Annotated in this window: 22 protein-coding genes and 1 pseudogene; 7 read left to right on the top strand and 16 right to left on the bottom strand. The window is 64.0% G+C overall.

What is annotated here, in order from left to right; genetic code table 11:
• From AC4D2M_RS04700 to AC4D2M_RS04690, 3 genes and pseudogenes are all read left to right on the top strand, one after another.
• Positions 1–129, top strand: a pseudogene (locus AC4D2M_RS04700) (pyridoxal 5'-phosphate synthase lyase subunit PdxS); the annotation flags it as partial.
• Between the two features lie 179 nt (positions 130–308).
• Positions 309–1,412 carry an S-(hydroxymethyl)mycothiol dehydrogenase gene (locus AC4D2M_RS04695; protein WP_490890396.1) on the top strand — a complete coding sequence of 368 codons (1,104 nt, stop codon included), beginning with the start codon at positions 309–311 and terminating at the stop codon, positions 1,410–1,412.
• Positions 1,412–2,035 carry an MBL fold metallo-hydrolase gene (locus tag AC4D2M_RS04690; RefSeq protein WP_490890395.1) on the top strand — a complete coding sequence of 208 codons (624 nt, stop codon included), beginning with the start codon at positions 1,412–1,414 and terminating at the stop codon, positions 2,033–2,035. Before AC4D2M_RS04695 ends, AC4D2M_RS04690 begins: the two co-directional genes overlap by 1 nt.
• 34 nt (positions 2,036–2,069) lie before the next feature.
• On the opposite strand, the gene AC4D2M_RS04685 is transcribed toward AC4D2M_RS04690, so the two are convergent.
• Together AC4D2M_RS04685 and AC4D2M_RS04680 are read right to left on the bottom strand one after the other, a co-directional pair.
• Complete coding sequence (locus AC4D2M_RS04685) at positions 2,070–3,425, bottom strand: permease prefix domain 1-containing protein (RefSeq protein WP_490890393.1); 1,356 nt, start codon at positions 3,423–3,425, stop codon at positions 2,070–2,072.
• Positions 3,422–3,784 (bottom strand): PadR family transcriptional regulator, encoded by a 363-nt coding sequence (locus AC4D2M_RS04680; RefSeq protein ID WP_490890392.1) that lies wholly within the window; start codon positions 3,782–3,784, stop codon positions 3,422–3,424. The genes AC4D2M_RS04685 and AC4D2M_RS04680 overlap by 4 nt, the downstream gene beginning before the upstream one ends.
• A 114-nt stretch (positions 3,785–3,898) precedes the next feature.
• On the opposite strand from AC4D2M_RS04680, the gene AC4D2M_RS04675 reads away from it, so the two are divergent.
• The gene (locus tag AC4D2M_RS04675) at positions 3,899–4,102 is read left to right on the top strand and encodes a hypothetical protein (protein WP_490890391.1); all 204 of its coding nucleotides are present in this window, start codon (positions 3,899–3,901) and stop codon (positions 4,100–4,102) included.
• A 118-nt stretch (positions 4,103–4,220) separates the two neighbouring features.
• Here AC4D2M_RS04675 and AC4D2M_RS04670 read toward each other — a convergent pair whose 3' ends face one another.
• The 14 genes from AC4D2M_RS04670 to AC4D2M_RS04605 all read right to left on the bottom strand — a co-directional run bounded on the left by AC4D2M_RS04670 (position 4,221) and on the right by AC4D2M_RS04605 (position 17,608).
• Positions 4,221–5,234 carry a pirin family protein gene (locus tag AC4D2M_RS04670; protein WP_490890389.1) on the bottom strand — a complete coding sequence of 338 codons (1,014 nt, stop codon included), beginning with the start codon at positions 5,232–5,234 and terminating at the stop codon, positions 4,221–4,223.
• A 76-nt stretch (positions 5,235–5,310) separates the two neighbouring features.
• Entirely contained in the window at positions 5,311–5,694 is a 384-nt protein-coding gene (gene rbsD, locus AC4D2M_RS04665; protein WP_490890387.1) for a D-ribose pyranase, read from the bottom strand.
• Positions 5,691–6,641 (bottom strand): ribokinase, encoded by a 951-nt coding sequence (locus tag AC4D2M_RS04660; protein ID WP_490890385.1) that lies wholly within the window; start codon positions 6,639–6,641, stop codon positions 5,691–5,693. Before AC4D2M_RS04660 ends, rbsD begins: the two co-directional genes overlap by 4 nt.
• Positions 6,638–7,582, bottom strand: coding sequence for a substrate-binding domain-containing protein (locus AC4D2M_RS04655; protein ID WP_490890383.1), 945 nt, complete (start codon positions 7,580–7,582; stop codon positions 6,638–6,640). The genes AC4D2M_RS04660 and AC4D2M_RS04655 overlap by 4 nt, the downstream gene beginning before the upstream one ends.
• Positions 7,583–7,637: 55 nt before the next feature.
• Entirely contained in the window at positions 7,638–8,624 is a 987-nt protein-coding gene (locus tag AC4D2M_RS04650; RefSeq protein ID WP_490890381.1) for an ABC transporter permease, read from the bottom strand.
• On the bottom strand, positions 8,617–10,167 hold the full coding sequence (locus tag AC4D2M_RS04645; RefSeq protein ID WP_490890379.1) for a sugar ABC transporter ATP-binding protein: 1,551 nt from the start codon (positions 10,165–10,167) through the stop codon (positions 8,617–8,619). The genes AC4D2M_RS04650 and AC4D2M_RS04645 overlap by 8 nt, the downstream gene beginning before the upstream one ends.
• Positions 10,157–11,167 carry a LacI family DNA-binding transcriptional regulator gene (locus AC4D2M_RS04640; protein ID WP_490890377.1) on the bottom strand — a complete coding sequence of 337 codons (1,011 nt, stop codon included), beginning with the start codon at positions 11,165–11,167 and terminating at the stop codon, positions 10,157–10,159. The genes AC4D2M_RS04645 and AC4D2M_RS04640 overlap by 11 nt, the downstream gene beginning before the upstream one ends.
• Positions 11,168–11,396: 229 nt before the next feature.
• On the bottom strand, positions 11,397–11,903 hold the full coding sequence (locus AC4D2M_RS04635) for a cupin domain-containing protein (RefSeq protein WP_490890375.1): 507 nt from the start codon (positions 11,901–11,903) through the stop codon (positions 11,397–11,399).
• A gap of 205 nt (positions 11,904–12,108) precedes the next feature.
• Positions 12,109–13,029: an alpha/beta hydrolase gene (locus tag AC4D2M_RS04630; RefSeq protein WP_490890373.1), complete on the bottom strand. Its 921-nt coding sequence runs from the start codon at positions 13,027–13,029 to the stop codon at positions 12,109–12,111.
• A 55-nt stretch (positions 13,030–13,084) separates the two neighbouring features.
• Complete coding sequence (locus AC4D2M_RS04625; protein WP_490890371.1) at positions 13,085–14,056, bottom strand: glycine betaine ABC transporter substrate-binding protein; 972 nt, start codon at positions 14,054–14,056, stop codon at positions 13,085–13,087.
• A gap of 25 nt (positions 14,057–14,081) precedes the next feature.
• Positions 14,082–14,864 (bottom strand): ABC transporter permease, encoded by a 783-nt coding sequence (locus tag AC4D2M_RS04620; RefSeq protein WP_490890369.1) that lies wholly within the window; start codon positions 14,862–14,864, stop codon positions 14,082–14,084.
• The gene (locus tag AC4D2M_RS04615) at positions 14,861–16,078 is read right to left on the bottom strand and encodes an ABC transporter ATP-binding protein (protein ID WP_490890367.1); all 1,218 of its coding nucleotides are present in this window, start codon (positions 16,076–16,078) and stop codon (positions 14,861–14,863) included. Before AC4D2M_RS04615 ends, AC4D2M_RS04620 begins: the two co-directional genes overlap by 4 nt.
• The gene (locus AC4D2M_RS04610) at positions 16,075–16,719 is read right to left on the bottom strand and encodes an ABC transporter permease (RefSeq protein ID WP_490890365.1); all 645 of its coding nucleotides are present in this window, start codon (positions 16,717–16,719) and stop codon (positions 16,075–16,077) included. The genes AC4D2M_RS04615 and AC4D2M_RS04610 overlap by 4 nt, the downstream gene beginning before the upstream one ends.
• 67 nt (positions 16,720–16,786) lie before the next feature.
• The gene (locus AC4D2M_RS04605; RefSeq protein WP_490890363.1) at positions 16,787–17,608 is read right to left on the bottom strand and encodes a DUF6282 family protein; all 822 of its coding nucleotides are present in this window, start codon (positions 17,606–17,608) and stop codon (positions 16,787–16,789) included.
• 226 nt (positions 17,609–17,834) lie between these two features.
• Between AC4D2M_RS04605 and AC4D2M_RS04600 the strand changes: the two genes are divergently transcribed.
• The 3 genes from AC4D2M_RS04600 to gdhA are packed head-to-tail and all read left to right on the top strand — an operon-like array spanning position 17,835 to position 20,838.
• Positions 17,835–18,680, top strand: coding sequence for a nitrilase-related carbon-nitrogen hydrolase (locus AC4D2M_RS04600; protein WP_490890361.1), 846 nt, complete (start codon positions 17,835–17,837; stop codon positions 18,678–18,680).
• 6 nt (positions 18,681–18,686) lie between these two features.
• Positions 18,687–19,442: an IclR family transcriptional regulator gene (locus AC4D2M_RS04595; RefSeq protein ID WP_490890359.1), complete on the top strand. Its 756-nt coding sequence runs from the start codon at positions 18,687–18,689 to the stop codon at positions 19,440–19,442.
• A 55-nt stretch (positions 19,443–19,497) separates the two neighbouring features.
• On the top strand, positions 19,498–20,838 hold the full coding sequence (gdhA, locus tag AC4D2M_RS04590; protein ID WP_490890357.1) for an NADP-specific glutamate dehydrogenase: 1,341 nt from the start codon (positions 19,498–19,500) through the stop codon (positions 20,836–20,838).
• The last annotated feature ends 3 nt before the right edge of the window (positions 20,839–20,841 follow it).

The following is a 20,841-nucleotide window of genomic DNA, read 5'->3' as shown; positions in this document are numbered from 1 at the left end:
AAGGCCACCACGTTCCATGATGATCCGGACATGATCGCGAAGGTCTCCCGGGGCCTGGGCGAGGCTATGGTCGGTATCAACGTCGAGGAGATCCCGCAGCCGCACCGCCTCGCCGAACGCGGCTGGTAAAACAGTGGATATCACGTCATGCGTTGACAGCCTATGGGCGCCAGATTAGCGTACTCATATATCAGTTGTCGCATAAGCGTTATACCCGCATTCTGGAATCGTTGCACAGGTGCCGAACTGCGCTCGACCGACCATCTACCATCCCCTGAGTCCCTGCGTCTCTGGAAAGGAACCAACTCATGGTTCATAAAGTCCAAGCTGTCATCGCCAAGGAAAAAAACGCTCCGGTCACACTGGAGACGATCCTGGTGCCGGATCCGGGTCCGGGAGAGGCGCTGGTGGACATCCTCACCTGCGGGGTGTGCCACACCGACCTGCACTACCTGCAGGGGGGCATCTCTGACGACTTTCCTTTCCTGCTGGGTCACGAGGCCACAGGCGTGGTCAGCGCCGTCGGTCCGGACGTCACCGAGGTGGCTCCCGGCGACCGCGTCATCCTGAACTGGCGTGCCGTCTGCGGTCAGTGCCGTGCATGTGCAAAGGGCCAGCCCCAGTACTGCTTCAACACGCACAACGCCACGCAGAAGATGACCCTCGAGGACGGCACGGAGCTTTCTCCGGCGCTGGGTATCGGCGCCTTCGCGGAGAAGACCCTGGTTGCTGCCGGGCAGTGCACCAAGGTGGACGAGGAAGTCGATCCCGCCGCCGTCGGGCTGCTGGGCTGCGGTGTCATGGCAGGCATCGGCGCGGCCATCAACACCGGTGAGGTCAAGCGCGGTGAATCCGTGGCCGTGATCGGCTGCGGCGGCGTGGGTATCGCCGCGATCGCCGGCGCAAAGCTGGCCGGGGCCACCACGATCATTGCCGTGGACATCGACGCCAACAAGATCGAGATGGCGAAGGAGCTGGGAGCAACCCATGGCGTGGACTCCCGGGCCGAAGATCCGATCGAGGCAATCCGGGCACTGACCGGAGGCAACGGCGCGGACGTGGTGATCGACGCCGTCGGCCGTCCTGAGACCTACAAGCAGGCGTTCTACGCCCGCGACCTCGCCGGTCGCGTGGTGCTGGTAGGTGTCCCGACGCCGGATATGAAGCTGGAACTGCCGCTGCTCGATGTCTTCGGCCGGGGCGGTTCGCTGAAGTCGTCCTGGTACGGGGACTGCCTGCCCTCGCGTGACTTCCCCATGCTCGTCAGCCACTACAAGCAGGGCAACCTGGACCTGGACGCGTTCGTCACGGAACGCATCGGCATCGACCAGGTGGATGAGGCCTTTGCCAAGATGCACGAAGGTAAAGTTCTCCGCTCCGTCGTCGAGATCGATCGGTCGGTGGTCTCCTGATGAGCCTGCGTATCGAGAAGCTGGTCACGTCGGGCACGTTTTCCCTCGACGGCGGCACCTGGGACGTGGACAACAACGTCTGGCTCGTGGGTAACGACGACGAATGCGTCATCATCGACTGCCCGCACGACGCCGCCGCCATCATCAACCAGGTTGGCAGCCGTAAAGTCCTGGCCATCCTGCTGACCCACGCGCACAACGACCACATCGGCGCAGCCCGCGAAGTTGCCGAAGCGGTCAAGGCACCCCTCTATCTGCACCCCGAGGATCACGTGCTGTGGGAGCAGGTCTACACGGACCTACAGCCGGATAATGAGCTGAATGACGGCGACGTTTTTCGGATTGCGGGTGGGGAATTGCGAGCGCTGCACACGCCCGGCCATTCGCCCGGCTCCACGTGCTTCTATCTGGAGAGCAAAGGAACGGTCTTCACGGGCGACACGCTGTTCAACGGCGGTCCGGGTGCAACAGGGCGGTCCTACAGCGATTACCCGACCATCGTGGCCTCAATCCAGGAGAAACTCCTCACGCTGCCCGAAGACACCGTGGTTCACACGGGTCACGGTGATGACACGACCATCGCGGCTGAGCGACTGACGCTGGCTGCGGCTGAGAAGGGGTAACTCACGTGAGCCCTGAGCCGCTGCCAGGGTCAGGTCAGGAGAACGCGAACAGGGGCGGAAACACAACGACGACGACGGCGGCCCACGCGCCGTAGACCGGCAGGTACCGTGTCTGCCAGTTTTCGAGCTGCGCAAACGGGCGCCGTCTGCGCAGGAAGCTGACTGTCAGCCATGCCGCCCGGATCAGATGCACAAGCAGGAGAACGTTCAGCCCGAGCGCAGCAATCTTGTTGGCGCTGAAGCCGAACTCGGCGATCCGGGTGAGCATTGCAGTCAGCATCACCGCGTCGACCGCAATCGCCGCCACGACCAGAACGAGTTGCAACCCATCGAACAGGTTGGGACGGGCGAGAGAGTCCCGCGCGGAGATCGAGTACAGCAGCAGGCTCAGCACGAGCACGAGGATCGCGTCCATGAGGATGAGCAGTTCACGGTCGACGTCCACCAGGCCGCCCGACGCAGCAATCACTCCCAGCAGGGCCAGCAGCATCACAATGGTCAGCGGGGTGAAGATGCGCGTGAGGACGGGGGCGATGTTCTCGACGACGTTCTGCTTGGCCTCGACGAGCCAGGTTGCCACCACCAGTGCCCCCGGCACAGCGAACGGCAGGATCCATTCGCCGAGGATCGGCTCGAAGTCGGTGCCGATGAGCGCGAAGGCGCCGATTGTGAGGCCGATCAGCACGCCGCCGCCGAGGGCAATCAGCGTGTAGTAGATCGCGAACTCGCCCGTGAAGCGGACAAAGTCCATGCGGCGGCTGTCGGACCGCCACCGGCCGCCGACATACGCAAGCCCCGCCAGCAGCCACAGGACCACCGGGGCATGGAGAACCGCGAGTAGCTCCGTGGAACCGCCGGGAGAGAACGGATACAGGTTGAGTACCGCGGCGAGGGCTACGAAGGGGATCAGCAGCGCCGCGCCGACATAGGGGGTGAGCTGACGCTTCCAGGCGAAGTAGCCGGCCAGGAACGGGAACACGAGCAGACCAAGGTTTCGCGCGAACACGTTTTCGTTCTCGATGAGCGAGAGACCCACCTTCACTGCGATGCCCGCACCCACAGCCAGGGCGAGGACCACGGCCAGTTCGCGCCAGGGCGGGGTGGCGTCGTCGTCGTTTGTTGATTCGGGGAGTAGCACAAGCTGCTTCCACAGCCGGTCGGAGTGTTCGCGGGCGAACTCGCGGGACACGGCATCGAGATTGCCGAGGCGCTTGATGGCGACGAGGAACGCTTCCTCGTCGTCGAGGCCTGTGGCCTGCCGTTCGGCGATCTGTTCGCGGAGGTGGTCTTCGAGCTCGTCGACGTCGGCGGGGGAGATCGCCTGGCTGCGTTGAACGTAGCTGCGCCAGCGGTCGATCTGCGCCTCGAGCTCAGCGTGCATCGCCATCATGCCCACCCCTCGGTCACTGCGGGTGGTCTCGGCGCAGTGTTCCACACCTGCCGCAGCGCGTCGGCGACGACGGTCCACTGCTGCTGGCGTTCGGCGAGGGCTTCCCGCCCGGTCTGTGTGATGGCGTAATGCTTACGACGGCGACCGGCCTCCGAGGTGCCCCACGATGAGTCCACGTAACCGAGCCGTTCGAGCCGGTGCAGCAGCGGGTAGAGCATTCCGTCGGTCCATTGCATGCTGCCGCCGGAGAGCTCGCCGACGCGTTTGAGGATGGCATAACCGTAAAGGTCGCCCTCCGCCAGGATGCCCAGAACGAGCGGGGTGGCGGAGGCCGCCACAAGGTCTTTATCAATGCGCACTGGATCTCCAGATACCTAGAGGTGTTAGGTAAGCAAAGCATAGCAGCGCTAGGTATGTTGCCACCGCGTGTGCAGGCCTACCGTGGAAGCCCAGACTGATTCGAGGGGTGCGTCATGGCAGAGCTTCGCATTGAGCAGTGGTGGATACTTCTGGACACCAGGCACAAGGAATGGTTCCGCGAGAATCTGCGGGCGCCGGAGGTTGACCCGGGTGCCGCGAACGCCGTGCGTGAGGCGGGCGGGCCGGACCTGAGCGGGTCCACGCTTGATCCGCGGGACTGGGACTTCATCGAGATCCAGTCGGAGTTCGTGGACTGAGACCTCCGCTTACCGCATCACCAGGCCGCCGTCGACAGATTGGCACATCAGGTGATGAAACTGGACCAGCCGCTCGCCAAGAACAGGACAGCCTGCGCGCTCGCCGCGCTCCGCGTGCCTAGCCCCGGGGACGCAATCGTACTGTGGGCATCACCGGCGCCGGCAGCGGAGCAGGCTGCCCCTCCGGGTAAGGGCCGAAGCGAGGGTAGGGGGCACCGTCGTCGTAGTGGTCGTCAGCGGGTGCGCCGAACCGTTCCGCGCCGATTTCGGCCTGCCAGGCAGCACGGTAGGCGACCACCTCGTCATGGGTACGCCCGATGAAGTTCCACCACATGACAATCTGCTCGCCCAGGGGCTCGCCTCCGATCAGGATGAGCCGGGCCGGTTGTTCTCCGGCCTCCAGCATCAGGGAGCGCTGCTCGGGCGGGAGGTAGGCCAGGTGGTTTCCCGGAACCTCTGAGCCGTTGAGGGTGAGGTCGCAGCTGTCCAGCAGTACGCCGTGCTCGAACTTCGGGTCCAGGTTCAGTTCCAACCGGGCTGCGGCCTCCAAATTGACTTCGGCGGCCAGCAGCGGCGGTGTGTAGGTCTCGACCGGTGACGTGGACCCCGCCAGGGATCCGAGGAACACCCGGAGCAGCGTTCCCTCGCCTGTGACCGGCTCGGGTTCGTAGTGTTCGAATGTCGCCGGCATGTGGCGGGTTGCGTCGGGCAGTGCGTACCAGAGCTGTACGCCGTGCAGGAGAGAGGTGTCGGGTGTGGAGAATTCCTGATGGGAGATTCCGCGCCCGGCGATCATCAGGTTGACCTCTCCGGGGCGCACCAGCGCGTGGGCGCCGGAGGAATCGTGATGGCTGATCCCCCCGGTGAAGAGCAGGCTCACAGTGGCCAGTCCGGTGTGAGGGTGCCGGGGCACGCTCATTCCGCCGGACTCCGACACCGGGTCCGGGCCGTAATGGTCCAGAAAACACCATGAGCCGATCATGCTGCGCTGCCGCTGCGGCAGGGTCCGGCGCACGGTCATTGCCCGCGGCCCTCCCAGCGGCACGTCGCGGGGGGCCAGCAGCTCAGCAGCAACCGGGGTTGGGTTTCCCGCACAGAGCATTTCCTGCGGGTGCGCGTCCAGATTGGTCATCACAATCCTCTGCTGCGGTGGCGGGTAGGTTCAGAGTGGCCTGCAAGAAATCTAGCAGGGTCGGCCCTGGCGGCCTCTAGAACGTGACCCCGCAGCGGAGCGCAACGTTTGCGTACGACGTCGCTTCGCCCGTTCGGATGATGAGCCGCGCTTGAGTGAGCAGTTCCTTCAGCTCCTCGTGACTTACCGAGTCGGGGGAGAGGCCCTCGGCCCGCACGGTGTCCTCCACAACGGTCCCGGATGCTTCCGCTGCGATGACCGAACCTTCAACCTCGAGGTCGGCCAGCACCGCGCGGAGCACCTCCGCGAATGCCGGCGTCCCCTTCACCAGGGCGAGGTCGACGACGGCGGCAGAATCTGGCAGCGGCATGCCGCAGTCCGTGATCATCACCAGATGCCCGTGACCCAGAGTGCTGAGCCGGGCGCTGATGGGGCCGTTCAGTATTCCGTTCTTCTTCAAGCTTCGGCTCCTTGCGGGGTCGGTGCCTCGGGGAGCGCATCGGTCAGCGACGGGTAGGAAGGCTGCGCACCCTCGGCACCGACGGCGAACGCGCCGACCCGAACAGCGACACGAACGGCGTCGGGCAGCGCGTCTCCGACAACCAGCCGGGCAGCCAGCGCTCCCACAAAGGCGTCCCCGGCGCCGGTGGTATCCACCACCGCTGCCGACGGCGCGGGCACCTCGAGGACACCGGCAGTATCCGACAGCAGCGCGCCCGCACCGCCCAGCGTCATGACAACGGACTGGAAGCCGCACTCGGTAAGCGCCCTGGCTGTCTCGGCGTGATCGGAGGGTGCCGGAGCGCCGGTGAGCTGCGCCAGTACCAGCGCCCCCTCGTGCTCATTGACCACCAGCGGGTCTGCGCGTAGCAGCGTCTCACGGTCCAGCTCGATCACGGGTGCAAGGTTGATCAGCACCCGCGTATGACCGCCCGAAAGCGCAGCCCCAACCGCCGCAGCAACCGAGGCGGCAGGGATCTCGCCCTGCAGGACCAGCACCCCGGCGTCGGCAATCCGATCTGCGGCGGAGGCGACCATCGAAGGCGTGACTTCGCCGTTCGCGCCGGGGATGACGACGATAGTGTTCTCGCCGGCGTCGTCGACCTCCACAATGGCGACGCCGGTAGTGGTCCCTACGCGCTGCACGGCGTCAGTATTGACGCCGGCCGCATGCAGACCGGAAAGTGCGACGTCGGTGTAGGAGTCTTGACCGACCGCACCGATCATCGTGGTTGGGGCTCCCAGCTTCGCCGCAGCTACGGCCTGGTTGGCGCCCTTGCCGCCGGGCATCACTGTCATGGTCCGTCCCAGCAGGGTCTCGCCCGGCTGGGGGTGGCGTTCCAGTGTTACTACGAGGTCGGCGTTGATGGACCCTACAACGACGACGCCCGGCGACTGAGTGCTCATTCGGTGAATTCACCAACGTTCTCCGAGTTCACGGTGGTGACCGGAACAGGGATGGTTTCTTCGACGGTCTCACCGGCAAGGACCTGCTGGAGGACCTCGACGGAGCGCTTGCCGAGCTCGGCCGGCTGCTGCGCGATGGTGGCCGTCATGGTGCCTTCCTGGATGGCGGCGAGGCCGTCCTCGGTGCCGTCGAAGCCGACAACCTTCACCTCGGACCCGGCTTTGTCGCCGAGAGCCTGGATGGCGCCGAGGGCCATTTCGTCGTTCTCGGCGAAGATGCCGGTAACGTCGGGGTTGGCCTGCAGCAGGTTGGTGGCAACGTTGAGGGCTTCAGCGCGGTCGAAGTTGGCGGTCTGCATGGCTACCACCTCGATGTTCGGGTACGCGGCAATGCCCTCTTCGAAGCCTGCGCCGCGGTCCCGGCTGGCGGAGGTGCCGGCAACGCCCTGCAGGACGATGACCTTGCCCTCTTCACCCATGGCCTTGGCGAGCTCATCCGCTGCCTGCTTGCCACCGGCGACGTTGTCGCTGGAAACGAGGGAGGCCACCTCGGCGCCGTTGACTGCGCGGTCGACGGCGACGACCGGGATGTCTCCCTGGACCAGCGGTGCAACTGCGGCCGCAGCGGCGTCGGAGTCAACCGGGTTGATGATGACGCCGTCGGTTCCGCTGGTTGCAGCGGTGGCCAGCTGGTTGGTCTGGGTCGCGGAGTCGTTCTGCGCGTCGACCACCTCAAGTTCAATGCCCGCCTCTTCCGCGGCGGCTTCGGCACCGTCGCGCAGTTCAACGAAGAACGGGTTGTTCAGGGTGGATAGGGCGAGGGTGGCCGACGTCGATCCTTCGGCTCCCTCTTCGCCGCCGCGGTTGCACGCGGTGGCGGAGAAAGCGAGTGCCAGCGACATGGTGAGTACTGCTGCCTTGCGGGGGGAAGTGAACTTCATTGTTGGTTCCTTTTCTGTGTTTTCCGTGTGAGGACGGTTTTCGGACGGGAAGTCTTTAGTGCGGGGTGTTCTTGCGGCGCAGGGAGTCGATTCCGACGGCCACGGCAATCACCAGGCCGATGACCACCTGCTGCCAGAAGGAGGAGACGTTGAGGAGGTTGAGGCCGTTGCGGATCACCACGAGCACCAGCGCGCCTACCAGCGTGCCGCTGATGCGCCCGATACCGCCCGCGAGCGAAGCGCCACCGATGACGACGGCGGCAATCGCGTCGAGCTCGTAGCCCGCGGCCGCTTGTGGCTGGGCGGAATCGAGGCGCCCGGAGAGCAGGAGCCCGGCGAGCCCGGCGAAGAGCCCGGAGAGCGCGAACACGGTGACGAGGACCTTGCGGACGGGAACACCGGAGAGGCGCGCCGCTTCCTTGTTTCCGCCGACCGCGTACATGTAGCGGCCCATGACGGTGAAGTTGAGGATGAAGGCTGCAACGAGGCCCGCAACGACGAGGACGATGATTGGCATGGGGATGACGCCGAGATCGCCGCCGAGGAAGGATACGGCGGGCGCGGTGCTGATGGGCCGGCCGTCGGAGATGACCAGGGTGAGTCCGCGGGCGATGCTGAGCATGGCGAGCGTGGCGATGAAGGAGGGGAGCCTGCCATAGGCGACGGCGAAACCGCTGACCGCGCCGGCGAGCGCACCGATAGCAAGCCCGCCGATCAGCGCGATCCAGCCGGGCATGGAGCCCTGCGAGAACATCCATGCCGAACCCATGGCCGAGAGTGCTGCGACTGAACCGACCGAGAGGTCGATGCCGGCGGCCACGATGACGAAGGTCAGCCCGAACGCGAGGACCGCGATGACGGAGGCCTGGATGCCGATGTTCAGCAGGTTGGGCCCGGTGAGAAAGTCCGGCGTCGCAATGAACAGCGCCAGTCCGAGGACGAAGAGTCCCACCAGTGCGCCGTTGTCGGCCAGGAACCTGCCCACCCGTGAGCCGCCGTCGCGCGTTTTCTTCGGCGCCGCCGCGGTTGCAACCTTATTCATGACCGTCCTCCATCAGCTTGTCTTCAAGATCGCGCTGTACATCGCGCACCGCCAGCGACATCACGGCGTCCTGCGTGGCGTCGTCGGCGCTCAATTCACCGGAAATATGTCCACCGCTCATCACCAGCACGCGGTCGCTCATGCCGAGCACCTCGGGCAGTTCGCTCGACACCATGACGACGGCGCCGCCTGCTGCGGTGATTGCGTTCATCAGTTCGTAGATTTCGACCTTGGCGCCGACGTCGACGCCGCGGGTAGGCTCATCCAGCAGCAGGACGTTGGAACCCGCCACGATCCAGCGGGCGAAGACCGCCTTCTGCTGGTTGCCGCCCGAGAGCGAGCCGACCACCTGGTCGAGGTTGTGCATGCGGATGCGCAACTTGTCCGAGACGTCCTGTGCGCGCTTGCGCTGACCCGTGCGGTCCACGAGTCCGGATTTCGCCGTCGCTGCGAGCGTTGCGTAGCCGATGTTCTCGTTGACCGGTGCGCCGAGCACCAGCCCGTGTGCCTTCCGGTCTTCCGGGACGTGCCCGACGCCGGCACGAATGGCCGCGCCGATGCTGGACTTGGGCAGTTCCTTGCCGCGCACGCGGACGGACCCGCTGATGTAGGGGTCGACACCCGCGACAGCACGGATCACCTCGGTGCGTCCGGCGCCGACCAGCCCAGCAAGCCCCACGATCTCACCGGCCCGCACGGTGAAGGAAACGTTGTTCACCAGGCCCTTGGTGGAGAGGCCTTCCACTTCGAGGAGTGTGTCGGCCGGGCCGTCGTACTCACGGCGACGGGGGAACTGCTGTTCGATGGAGCGTCCGACCATGAGTCGGACAAGTTCATCCTCGTGCGTGTCCGCGGGAACCTCGGCGACGAATTCGCCGTCGCGCAGCACCGACACGGAGTCGCCGATTGCGGCGATTTCGTCCAGGTGGTGCGAGATGAAGGCCATGCCCACGCCGCGCTGGCGAAGGTCCTCCACAACCGAGAACAGGGCGGAAATTTCGCGTTTGGTGAGTGCCGCCGTCGGTTCGTCAAGAATGAGCATGCGGGCGTTCAGGCTGAGCGCCTTCGCGATCTCGACCAGCTGCTGGCGGGCGATGCCGAGTTCGCTGACCTTGTGGTCCACATCGATGTCCAGTCCGATCATGCCGAGCGCTTCCCGGGCGATCTCGCGCATTTTCCGTCGGTCCACCAGCCCAAAGCGGCGGGGAAAGCGTCCCATGCAGATGTTCTCGGCGACGGTCATTGAACCCACGAGGTTGAGTTCCTGGTGAATGGTGGCAATACCCAGGGCTTCGGAGGCGTTGGTGTCGGGGAGGCGGACTTCCTTGCCGTCGACGAGGATTCGGCCGCCATCAGGCTGGTACACGCCGGCCATCATCTTGATGAGCGTGGACTTGCCGGCGCCGTTCTCTCCGAGGAGCACCTGTACTTTGCCGGGGTAGACGCTGACGGTCACCCCCTTGATTACTGTCACGGGTCCGAAGGATTTGGTGACGTTTTCCAGCGTCAGGATGGGATTGTCGGTCCCTGAGTTATCGCTCACGATGAATGCCTCCTGGAAGGGTCGTGGTGGAACCGCGGACAATGAGGCGGCTGGGGAGTATCACGGAATCCGGGGTTTCACCGGCGATGACCTGCGTAAGGAGGTCCACGGCGAGACGGCCCATGGCGTCGACGTCGTGGGCGATCACGGTGAGAGCCGGGTTGATGAGGGTGAAGGCTTCGATGTCGTCGTAGGCAACGAATGCCAGGTCAGTGCCGATGGCCAGACCGCGTTCGTTGCAGACACCGATGGCACCGATGCTCATGAGGCTGTCGGCGGCGAGCAGGGCGGTAGGCGGCTGGGGGAGTTCCAGCAGGTGGCGGGCACCTGCTGCACCGCTGGCTGACTGGAAGTCGCCGAAGAAGATGAGGCCGGCGTCGTCGTCTGCGTTGGTGTCCGCGAGTGCGTCCTGGTAAGCGGCGAGGCGTTCGCGCCCGGTCGAGGTGGACTGGGGGCCTGCGATGTAACCGATGCGGCGGTGGCCCAGGTTGGTCAGGTGACGGACTGCTTCCTGGATGCCGGTGGTGTTGTCCGGCGTCACGCTCGGAACGGCGGTGCCGGGGATGACACGGTCAACGAACACGGTGGGAACGCCGCTGTCGAGGACCGCCTGAAGATCAGCAATGTCTCCCTGCGGGGCTGCAATGAGGCCGTCGACGCGCTGCGTGAGCATGATGTCGAAGTAGCGGTCCTGCTGTTCGGCATCCTCGTTGGCGTTGCCGAACAGCGTGAGGTATTTGAAGTCGCGGGCACGCTGTTCGACGGCGTGGGCAAGGTCCGCGAAGAAGGGGTTGCGGACGTCGGGGAGCACCAGGCCGATGGTCTGGGTGCTGGTCTTGCGGAGCGATCGCGCCTGCGCGTTGGGGCGGAAGCCGAGTTTATTGGCCGCACCATTGACCGCTGTGCGCGCTTCCTCGGAAGTGGAAGGGTGGCCGGAGAGCACGCGGGAGGCGGTGGCTACTGAAACGCCCGCCATGTCGGCGACGTTCTTGATCGTCACTGATCGCACCTGTGCTCCTACGCTTGCTCATGGAATCGTTTCCATGGAATCGATTACAAACTATGGCACAGGTCACTGGTGGAGGTCAACAGCGGCATCAGGCGCGTTATCGTTTGCACCGCGGACCACCTTCCCCGGGTTCTGACCTGCCCGGCGGCGTGTCTCTGCGACACGCCGCCGTTGGGACTGTCTGCAGGCAGGAGTTGGGGAATCCGGGGCGGGATGAGCTTCAGAGTTCGGCGGGAGGCGGTCCCAGGATTTCAATATTGTGGCGCGTCGCCGCTGCGCCGAGCGCCGCAGGATCAACGGGCCCAGGTTGCGGAAGTTCACGCTCAAGGGCGGGCTGGCCCGCCTCGGCGGTGAATTCCTCGAAGCCGGCAGGCACCGTGATCTGGAGGGACCTCAGTGGTTTCTCTCCGAGAACCTTGAAGGTGTGGGTCGATCCGACCGGCAGGAAGACGTGGTCGCCGGGGCCCGCGTCGAAGGTTTCGCCGTCGCACTGGAACCTCGCGGACCCGGAAATGATGTAAAAGCACTCGTCCTCGGAGACATGGCGGTGCACGGGGGGGGTGAGAATCCGGCGGGGTTGACGAACTCGATGACGGTCAGCTTGCCCCTGGTCTGCTCGCCGGAAACCTTGACGGTGGCCAGACTGCCGAGGAACCAGTAGGCGGCGCCGTCGTCGTCGTGGAGCACTGTTCCCTTTACGGTGGATCGACGCGCTATGGATCCACAATGACCCGGCCCTCTACCGCGCTCTGGTTCTCACCTGTGGATGGACGGAAGAGTCGTACAAGCGGTGGCTGACCAGACAATTGAAGACGTCGCTCGCCGAGCCGCTGAACGGTGGTTAGCCCATCGGGGCACGAAAGAGGCCCACTACGCGTGCATGCGGTGAGCCCATTTCGTTGCCGTTGGAACGCAGTGCCGTTGGAACGCCGTCAGGCGGAGATGCTCCGCGGGGGAGAGGCGCTGAAGGCGAAGGCGTTGTCGAAGAACGTCTGCAGCTCGTCGCACAACAGGACGAACTCCGGATGGTCGACATACATGAAGTCATTGTGCCGCCCATCGATCGTGTAGAGCGTCTTTGGCGAAGACGCTGCAGCATACAGCGAAGCCGCTTCACTGAACGGGTGGAGCGTGTTCCGTGAACCGTGGCCGATGAACAGCGGAACCGGAGCGAGGCCGGCGACCACCTTCTCTACGTTCAGGTCCATGATCGACTCCGTGAACTGGATTCGCGTCGGATGGCCGAAACCATACACCTGGGAAAGTTCCTTCCCCACGTAGTCCTTGGTGGCGGGGTCCAGCGGGTAGTGCTCAAATGTGTCGGCGAGCCGGGATTCCCCCTCGAGCACCCGGTGGATGCGGTCCTGCTGCACCTCGTCAAGGATTTTCGTCCACTCGTCATAGGTGTGGATGGACTGCAGCCACCGCTCGCCGTCGTAAAAGCCGTTCAGAGCTGCTACGCCGGCAACGTTCCGGGCGCGTTCTCCGGCGACAATCACATTCGCCGCCCCCATGCCCCACCCGACCAAGCCCAGACGGGCGTCGTCCACGTCCTCCTGGGACTGCATGAAGGTGACCGCATTGCGGACGTCCTCGACCTGCTGCTCAATGAGAACCGTGCCCTTTTCCCCTTCGCTGTCGGCAAATCCACGGTAGTCGAAACCGAGGCAGATGTAGCCGCGCCGAGTGAGTTGCTTCGCGAACATTCTCGGATAGAACTCGTTGAATCCCTGATACCCGGAGTTGACGATGATTGCCGGGTGGGGGCCCGGGCCCGCCAAATCGTCCGGATAGTAGAGGGTCGCCTTGAGGCGGCTGCCCTCACTGAAGAACGTTGTTTCCTTCTCGATCATTTGTGTTCCTTTTATCTGGCTTGCGGGGCGTGTGCTGGCTGTGGCCAGGCCTGCGCTAGCCAAGCAGCCCCTCGCTCTCAAGCCACTCCTCAGCAACATCACGGGGCTGTTCGCCATCGTTGTCGATCCTGCCGTTCAGCTCGGTGATCGTTTCATTGGTCAGGGACTCGCTGATGGGCGCCATGATCTCCACGATGGCCGGGTACTCATCGAGGGTTTCCTGTCGCAGTGTCATGGCGCCCTGGTATTCGACGAAGAATTCCTCGTCATCCTCAAGGACCGTCAGGTCATTGGAGACGATGCGTGCATCGGTCGAGAAGACCTCTCCGAAATTGCACTCCTCGCCGATCTGCGTGTAGATCAGGTTCAGGTCCAGCTCGACTACACTGCTGAACTCGAACCCGTAGGCCTCCTCGAGCCCTGGAAGGCCGTCGTCGCGGTTGATGAATTCGCTGGCAGCGCAGACTGCACCCTCATCCGGGTTCTCCTGGATGTAAGCCGCCGCGTCACTCATGGTGGCGAGGCCGTTCTCCTCCGCGAAACTGCTCGGGACAGCGATGCGATAGGTGTTCTGGAAGGGAGCCGGTTCGAGCCACGCGATGCCGTTTTCGGCGTCGGCTTCCGAGACGGCGGCGTACAGGTCTTCCGGAACGTCCTCAGTTGAGTTGCCCAGGATGTTCACCCAACCGGTGCCGGTGTACTCCCAGTACATGTCGACTTCACCGGTTTCCAGCGCCTCGCGGACGGTCGCGCTGCCCGAGATGCCGGTCCGGTCTTCAATTTCCGCGCCGGCATCTTCGAGCGCGACGGCGGTGATCTGGCCCAGCAGGATGGACTCGGTGAATTCCTTCGAGCCTACTGCCAGCTGCGCGCCTTCCAGCTCTCCGCCGCCGGCAGCTTCGCCGCCACCGCCCCCGCCACCGCCCCCGCCACCGCCATCGCCGCCTCCGCCACAGGCAGACAGCGTCAGGGCAAGACTGATTCCGGCTGCAGTAAGCGCCGATGCCTTTCCAAGTGTTGTTTTCATGATTCCTCTTTTGTTGTCGGGTGTTCTAAAGGCCTTTGGGGCGCAGGAAGTCTTCCGCTATTCCTGCCAGGTAGTCGATGAGCAGTGCCAGTACGGCGGTCAGGCCGGCACCAACGAGCTGAATCAGCACACGGTTCGTGGAGAGGCCGGCGACGATGATGTCGCCGAGGCCGCCCGCGTTGATATAGGTGGTCAGGGTTGCTGTGCCGACGTTGATCACCAGGGCGGTGCGTACGCCCGCCAGGATGATCGGCACCGACAGTGGAAGCTCGAGGCGCCACAGCACTCCCATCTTCGAGATGCCCATTCCGCGGCCTGCTTCCAGGACGGACTCGTCGACCTGTTCCAGCCCCACCATGGTGTTCAGCAACACCGGGATGATCGCGTAGAGCACAAGGCCGACGACTGCCGCCTGGAACCCGAGGAACAGGAAAGCCACCGCCAGTAGGACGAGCACGGCAATGGTGGGAATGGCCTGCGCGAGGGTCAGGACGGTGATCACGTAAGGACGGAACCGTTGGGTGAACGGCCTCGTGAGCAGGATTCCGAGAGGAATGGCGATGATCAGCGTCAGTATGGTCGAAACCACCGTCAGCTGGATGTGTTCCCAGGTTGCAGTGGCGAGTGATGCCGGGTTCAGGGAGCGGGCTTCGATGCTGTCCAGTTCACGCGAGGTGACGTAGAGATACATGGTGAGGCAGGCGGCTGCCAGGAACGCCGGCATGACCAGATATCCGCCGATGGTGCGGGGGTGGGTGCTCGGCGGGGTCTGAACTACAACGTCTCTATCCCGGACTGGAACGCTCATGACATGCCCTCGCCCGTTTGGACCATAGCGTCGTCCGGATTCCCGGTCTGTCCTGTACCGGACCGGCGCATGGAACGGATGGCGGCGTTGAGCTGCTTGATGTCAACCACGCCCTGGTATGCCCCGCGATCGTCCGTCACGATGGTGACGCTGTTTTCGGATGAGAGCAGATCGTTGAGCGCATCGCTCAGGGTGGCATCCGGCCGGACCATCGATTGGGGCGGAACTCCCATCTCCTCCAGCGCGACGCCGGTTGCACCCTGAAGCTCCTCAGCTCTCACCCAGCGGCGGGGCCGGGATTCGTCGTCGAGCACCAGCACGGCGTCGCGGCCGCTGCCCTCCAGGGCTGCCATCGCTGCAGCAGGACTGGAGCCTGTGCGTACTGTCGGCCACTGGGAGAGCTCGATATCAGCCACGCGGCTCAGGTTGAGGCGTTTGAGCGATGCCCCTTTGCCGATGAAGTCGGCAACGAATTGGTTCGCCGGAGCAGTCAGGATCCGCTCCGGGGTGTCGTACTGGGCGATGTGGGACGCCTCCTGCAGAATGACGATCCGGTCGCCCATCTTGATGGCTTCATCGATGTCATGGGTCACGAAGACGATGGTCTTTCGGACCTCGGCTTGCAGGCGCAGGAACTCGTTTTGCAACCGGTCGCGGGTGATGGGGTCGATGGCTCCGAACGGCTCGTCCATCAGCATGACGTCGGGGTCGGCACCGAGTGCCCTCGCAACTCCCACACGCTGGCGCTGACCACCTGAGAGCTGTTTTGGATAACGGTCTCGGTATTCCGCCGGAGGCATGTTGACCATGTTCAGCAGCTCGTCCACCCGGGCGGATATCCGCTTCTGGTCCCAGCCCAGCAGTTTCGGAACGGTTGCCACGTTCTCGCCGATGGTCATGTGGGGAAAGAGTCCCACCTGCTGGATGACGTACCCGATGCGCCGCCGCAGCTGGTCAGGGTCCGCCTGGGTCACGTCCTCGCCGTCGAGAATGATCCGCCCCGAGGTCGGTTCGATGATCCGGTTGATCGTCTTCATGGTGGTGGTTTTCCCACAGCCGGAAGGTCCGACGAAGACAACGATCTCTCCCTCGTAGATGTCGAGGGTCAGGTTATCGACAGCGTTGTCCTGCTGCCCCGGGAACCGCTTTGTGAGGTTTTCGAGGCGAATCATGACCTTTCGCGGCGGCTGACTGCTTCCGGTAGAGACATTCATCGAATTCCTTGAGACGTAGTGAGCCTGCGGATGGCGTAGAACAGGACATCGAACAGGATGGCGAGAATGATGATGCCGATCGTTCCGGCCAGCACAAGGTGGACAGCGACCGGGGTGCCGACCCTGGCGAGGCCGGTGAAGATGAGTTCGCCGTAACCCGGGCCGAGAACAATGGAGCCGATTGCGGCGATGCCGAGCAGCACAAGGGTGGTGACGCGAACCCCGGTGATGATGACCGGCCAGGCCAGCGGCAGTTCGATCCGCAGCAGCTGTTGCAGGCGGCTCATTCCCATTCCGTTGGCCGCTTCGACGATGGCCGGGTCCACCTCGCGGAGCCCGGTGATTGTGTTCCGCACGATCGGGAGCAGCCCGTACATGGTCAATGCCACCACCACCGGCAGCGCGCCCAGGCCGAGTGGACCGATGAGCAGGATGAACAGCGCGAATGAAGGCACGGTGAGGAATGCACCGGTGACCGCCAGGACCGCCTCACGGGGGCGTGGTTTTCGGTAGGTGGCCACACCCAGTCCGACGCCGATGACGGTGGCGAGCAGTACCGAAACCCCGACGACGGCGGCATGTTCGAGACCAAGTTCGAGCATGTCGTCGCTGCGCCTGATCAGGAAATCCAGAAATTCCATGGGGCGCTCCTTCCCGGTTGGCGCCTAGCGGTCCGTCGCCTGCCGCTGGTTCGGGTCGCGGATATGATCACAAGACGAGCTCCCTTGGCTTGTCGGCTGCGCTGGCTTCGAGCCACTTTCGGTCCAGTCCCTGCTTGGCCAGCCGTTCAATCAGCTCCCTGAGCGCCAGCGGCGGTTGTGGGCTGTCGGGCTGGCCGGCGTCCGATGCGAGGATCAGCATGTCCCCGGCAGCGCGGGCCACGTCCACAAGGAGGGCATCGGTCATTCCCGGCTGATGCCACAGCTGGTACGCGGTGATTTCCACGTGCGCGCCCAGCTCCGCCAATTCGGCTATCTCTGCCGGGCTCATTCCGGGGACTGTGTAAGAGGGATGGGTCAGCAGGAAACGCCTGATGTTCCGGCTTCTTGCCTGTTCGAAGAGCCAGCGGCACTCCGGACCGCTGAGGTGGCCGGTGCACAGGACTGCGTCGAACTCGGCGATGAGGTCCAGCACCAGGGAGATGTCACCGAGTTTTTTGTCATCGGCGGCCAGGACCGGAGGAGTGGCCAGCGCCGAGCGGCCGAGACGCGGCTGGAGATCACTAAGCCGGGGGAGGGCCGCCGATTCCTGCGTGTGCGCATCAGCGGTGGGAAACCACACCACGCGGCCACCGCTGTGGAGCGTCGCCGCGACGGAGGAAGGGTTGATCCCACCGGCGGGCCGGTTGAGCGCTATACCGCCGACGACGTCGAGGCCGAAGGTGCGTGAGAGTACTTTGGCTCGGCCAACTGTGGATTCCTGGTGTCCCTTGAGTACGAACCCACTGAACCCCGCTGCGACATATTCGGCACAGATCTCATCGTCGTACCCGATGCGGTCAAGCACGTCGGGCGCGGCGTGGACGTGCACATCAAACAAAACGCCTCGTCTCGTTGCGCTCCATGCACTTCAGCGTGCGTGGGTCGTCATGCCGATGACTCTAGAAGTACACCGTGATCTGCGCAACGGTACGGTGCAAAATCAGCAACGAGCGATGCATCTTTGTGTTGCATAGTTTGCATCGACGTGTTGCTGTGGTTCACCCTGCGGTGGATAGTGATGGCGGGTACAAATACTCCGCGCAGAAAGAAATTCAGTGAACCAATACGACGGCTTCCGGGAGTCGGATTCCGTGAAGGTCCGGCTGCTCCAGACGAACCCCGTTCTGGGTGACGTTGATGGGAATCTGCAGAGGCTCGATACTCTCGTTGCGGACAGTAGCGGCCGGGACCTGGTGGTGGCGCCTGAGCTTGCCACCCACGGCTATCACCTGAGTGAGGTTCCCGATGCGCTGCCGCTGCGTCCTACGGATGAACGGCTGCTCAAGCTCGGCACACACGGCCCCGTGGTGGTGGCAGGATTCGCGGAAGCCTTCCGCCACCACTCGTTCAACAGTGCCGCGACGATTTCGGGCGATGAGGCCATAATCCAGCGCAAAATGTATCTCCCCACGTACCGTGGCTGGGAGGAGCGCAAGCATTTCCGACCGGGCGGCACCCTGCGGTGCGAAGACGTCCTTGGCACAAGAATGTCGGTGCTGATCTGCAATGACGCCTGGCAGCCCGCGGTACCGTGGCTCGCCGCCCACAGCGGGGCGGAGGTAATGGTTGTGCCGGTGAACAGTGCTACCAGCACCGTCGGCGTGCCGACAGCACGCGCCTGGGAGATTCTGCTGCTGCATGCCGCAGTCGTGCTCCAGTCCTATGTCATCTTCGTGAACCGCTGTGGTGAAGAGAATCGGCGGGATTTCTGGGGCGGCTCCCGCGTCTACCATCCCTCGGGTGACGTGATCGCAGAGCTTGGCCCGGACGAGGGTGCCATTGATTGTGAACTCGATTTGCAGGAGCTGCGTTTGTTGCGCCGCCGGTGGCCTCTGCTGCAGGAATCGCGTGCCGACGTTATTGCCCGAGAGGCTGCAAAGCTGGCTGCCGAGGAGCTCTAGACCCTGATGACTGCCGAGCAGAAGCAGAGCAGCGCCGCCAAAATGATGGCGCTGTTGGAGGTGCTGGCCGCCGCGGATGCCAGTATGCACCCGCGGGGAATGACCGTCTCCGAGGTTGCACGGGCGCTGGACCGGGATAAGTCGATCATCTCCAGGCAACTGAAAAGCCTCCTGGAGTCGGGCCTGGTCACCCGCGACTCAGGGGGTTGTTTCGAACTGAGCTGGCGCCTGTACGCACTGGCCTCACGGGCCGGTGACCAGCATCTGGCAAAGAATGCGGGCCCAATCATGCGAAGGCTCACCGATAACGTCCGGGAGCGCAGTCATCTGACCGTCCTGAGCGACGGGGAAGTGCTCACCGTCCGGTCGGAGGGCTCCCGGCGTTCCCTCGAAACCCAGGGCTGGGTTGGCCGGACGATTCCCGTCGTCCGAAGTTCAAGCGGCATGGCATTGCTGATGGACCATGACGATGACGTGATCCTCGAAATTGCACGCAGTTCAGAGCCGAAGATATCAAAACGGCAGGCGACAGCCTTCCTCGACGGCGTCAGGCAGTCCCGCGAGCGCCAGTACACGGTCGCCAACCGGATCTTTGATCCGGAGATTATCGGCATAGCCACTCCTGTGCGGGATATCTCGGGACAGATCATCGCCGCCCTCAACATCTCCGGTCCGGCTGCCCGGGTGGAGGGGCACATAGAGTACTTCGGGGGTCATCTTCTGGCCGCTGCCAACAGTCTTCGTCAGACCGCCCCCGCATGATCAGTTAGAGCACCAGTAAGCTGGCTTGGTAAGTCACGTAGCGAAGGAGCTCCTTATGGACTCGGTATTGGAAGCAATCCGCGATGAAGTGGTCCGTCGGAATCCCGGCGAAACTGAATTCCACCAAGCTGCGTCTGAGGTGTTCGATTCCCTCACCCCTGTGATGAAGAAACACCCGGAGTTTGTCGAGGCCTCGATCCTCGAACGCATCTGCGAGCCCGAGCGCCAGATCATCTTCCGCGTCCCGTGGGTCGACGACGAGGGCAAGGTCCGCATCAACCGCGGCTTCCGCGTCGAATTCAATTCCGCGTTGGGACCCTATAAGGGTGGGCTGCGGTTCCACCCCTCGGTCTACCTTGGCATCGTGAAGTTCCTCGGTTTCGAGCAGATCTTCAAGAACGCGCTGACCGGCTTGCCGATAGGCGGCGGCAAAGGGGGATCCGACTTTGACCCGCGCGGCCGCAGCGACGGCGAGGTCATGCGCTTCTGCCAGTCGTTCATGACGGAGCTCTACCGGCACATCGGTGAACACACGGACGTTCCCGCCGGCGACATCGGCGTCGGCGGCCGCGAGATCGGTTACATGTTCGGCCAGTACAAGCGGATCACCAACCGCTACGAGTCCGGTGTTCTGACCGGTAAGGGCATTGGCTGGGGTGGGTCCCTGGTCCGCCCGGAAGCAACCGGCTATGGTGCCGTGCTGTTCACCCGGGAAATGCTCGCGAGCCGGGGCCTCGGGTTTGATGGGCAGCGGGTCCTCGTCTCGGGCTCCGGAAACGTCGCCCTGCATGCGATCGCGAAAGCACAGGCGCTGGGAGCAAACGTGATCACTTGCTCCGATTCAGCCGGGTATGTCGTCGAGGAGCAGGGCATCGACGTCGAGCTACTGCGCGACATCAAGGAAAACCGGCGCGGACGCGTCAGCGACTACGCGCAGGAGCGCGGCTCCGGCGCGGTCTTCGTTGCCGGCGGCTCGGTGTGGGATGTCGACGGCGGGGTTGCGCTGCCGTGTGCCACGCAGAACGAGCTGGATGAAACTGCCGCCAAGCGGTTGCTCGCCGGGGGTCTGGTAGCGGTGGCTGAAGGCGCGAATATGCCATGCACACCCGAGGCGATCGGATTGTTTGAGGAAGCAGGAATCCTTTTCGGTCCCGGCAAGGCGGCCAACGCAGGCGGTGTGGCGACGTCGGCTCTGGAGATGCAGCAGAACGCCAGCCGTGACGCCTGGTCCTTCGAATACACCGAGCAGCGGCTGGAGGACATCATGATCAACATTCATGAGCGCTGCGCTGCCACGGCTGACGAGTATGACCTGCCGGGTAACTATGTGGCGGGCGCGAACATCGCCGGCTTCGTTCAAGTGGCCAACGCGATGCTTGCGCTGGGCGTGGTGTAACGC

Source organism: Arthrobacter sp. TJ-270, assembly GCF_058269075.1.
The sequence above is the reverse complement of the archived record's forward strand: the minus strand, read 5'-3'. Positions and strand labels throughout refer to the sequence as shown.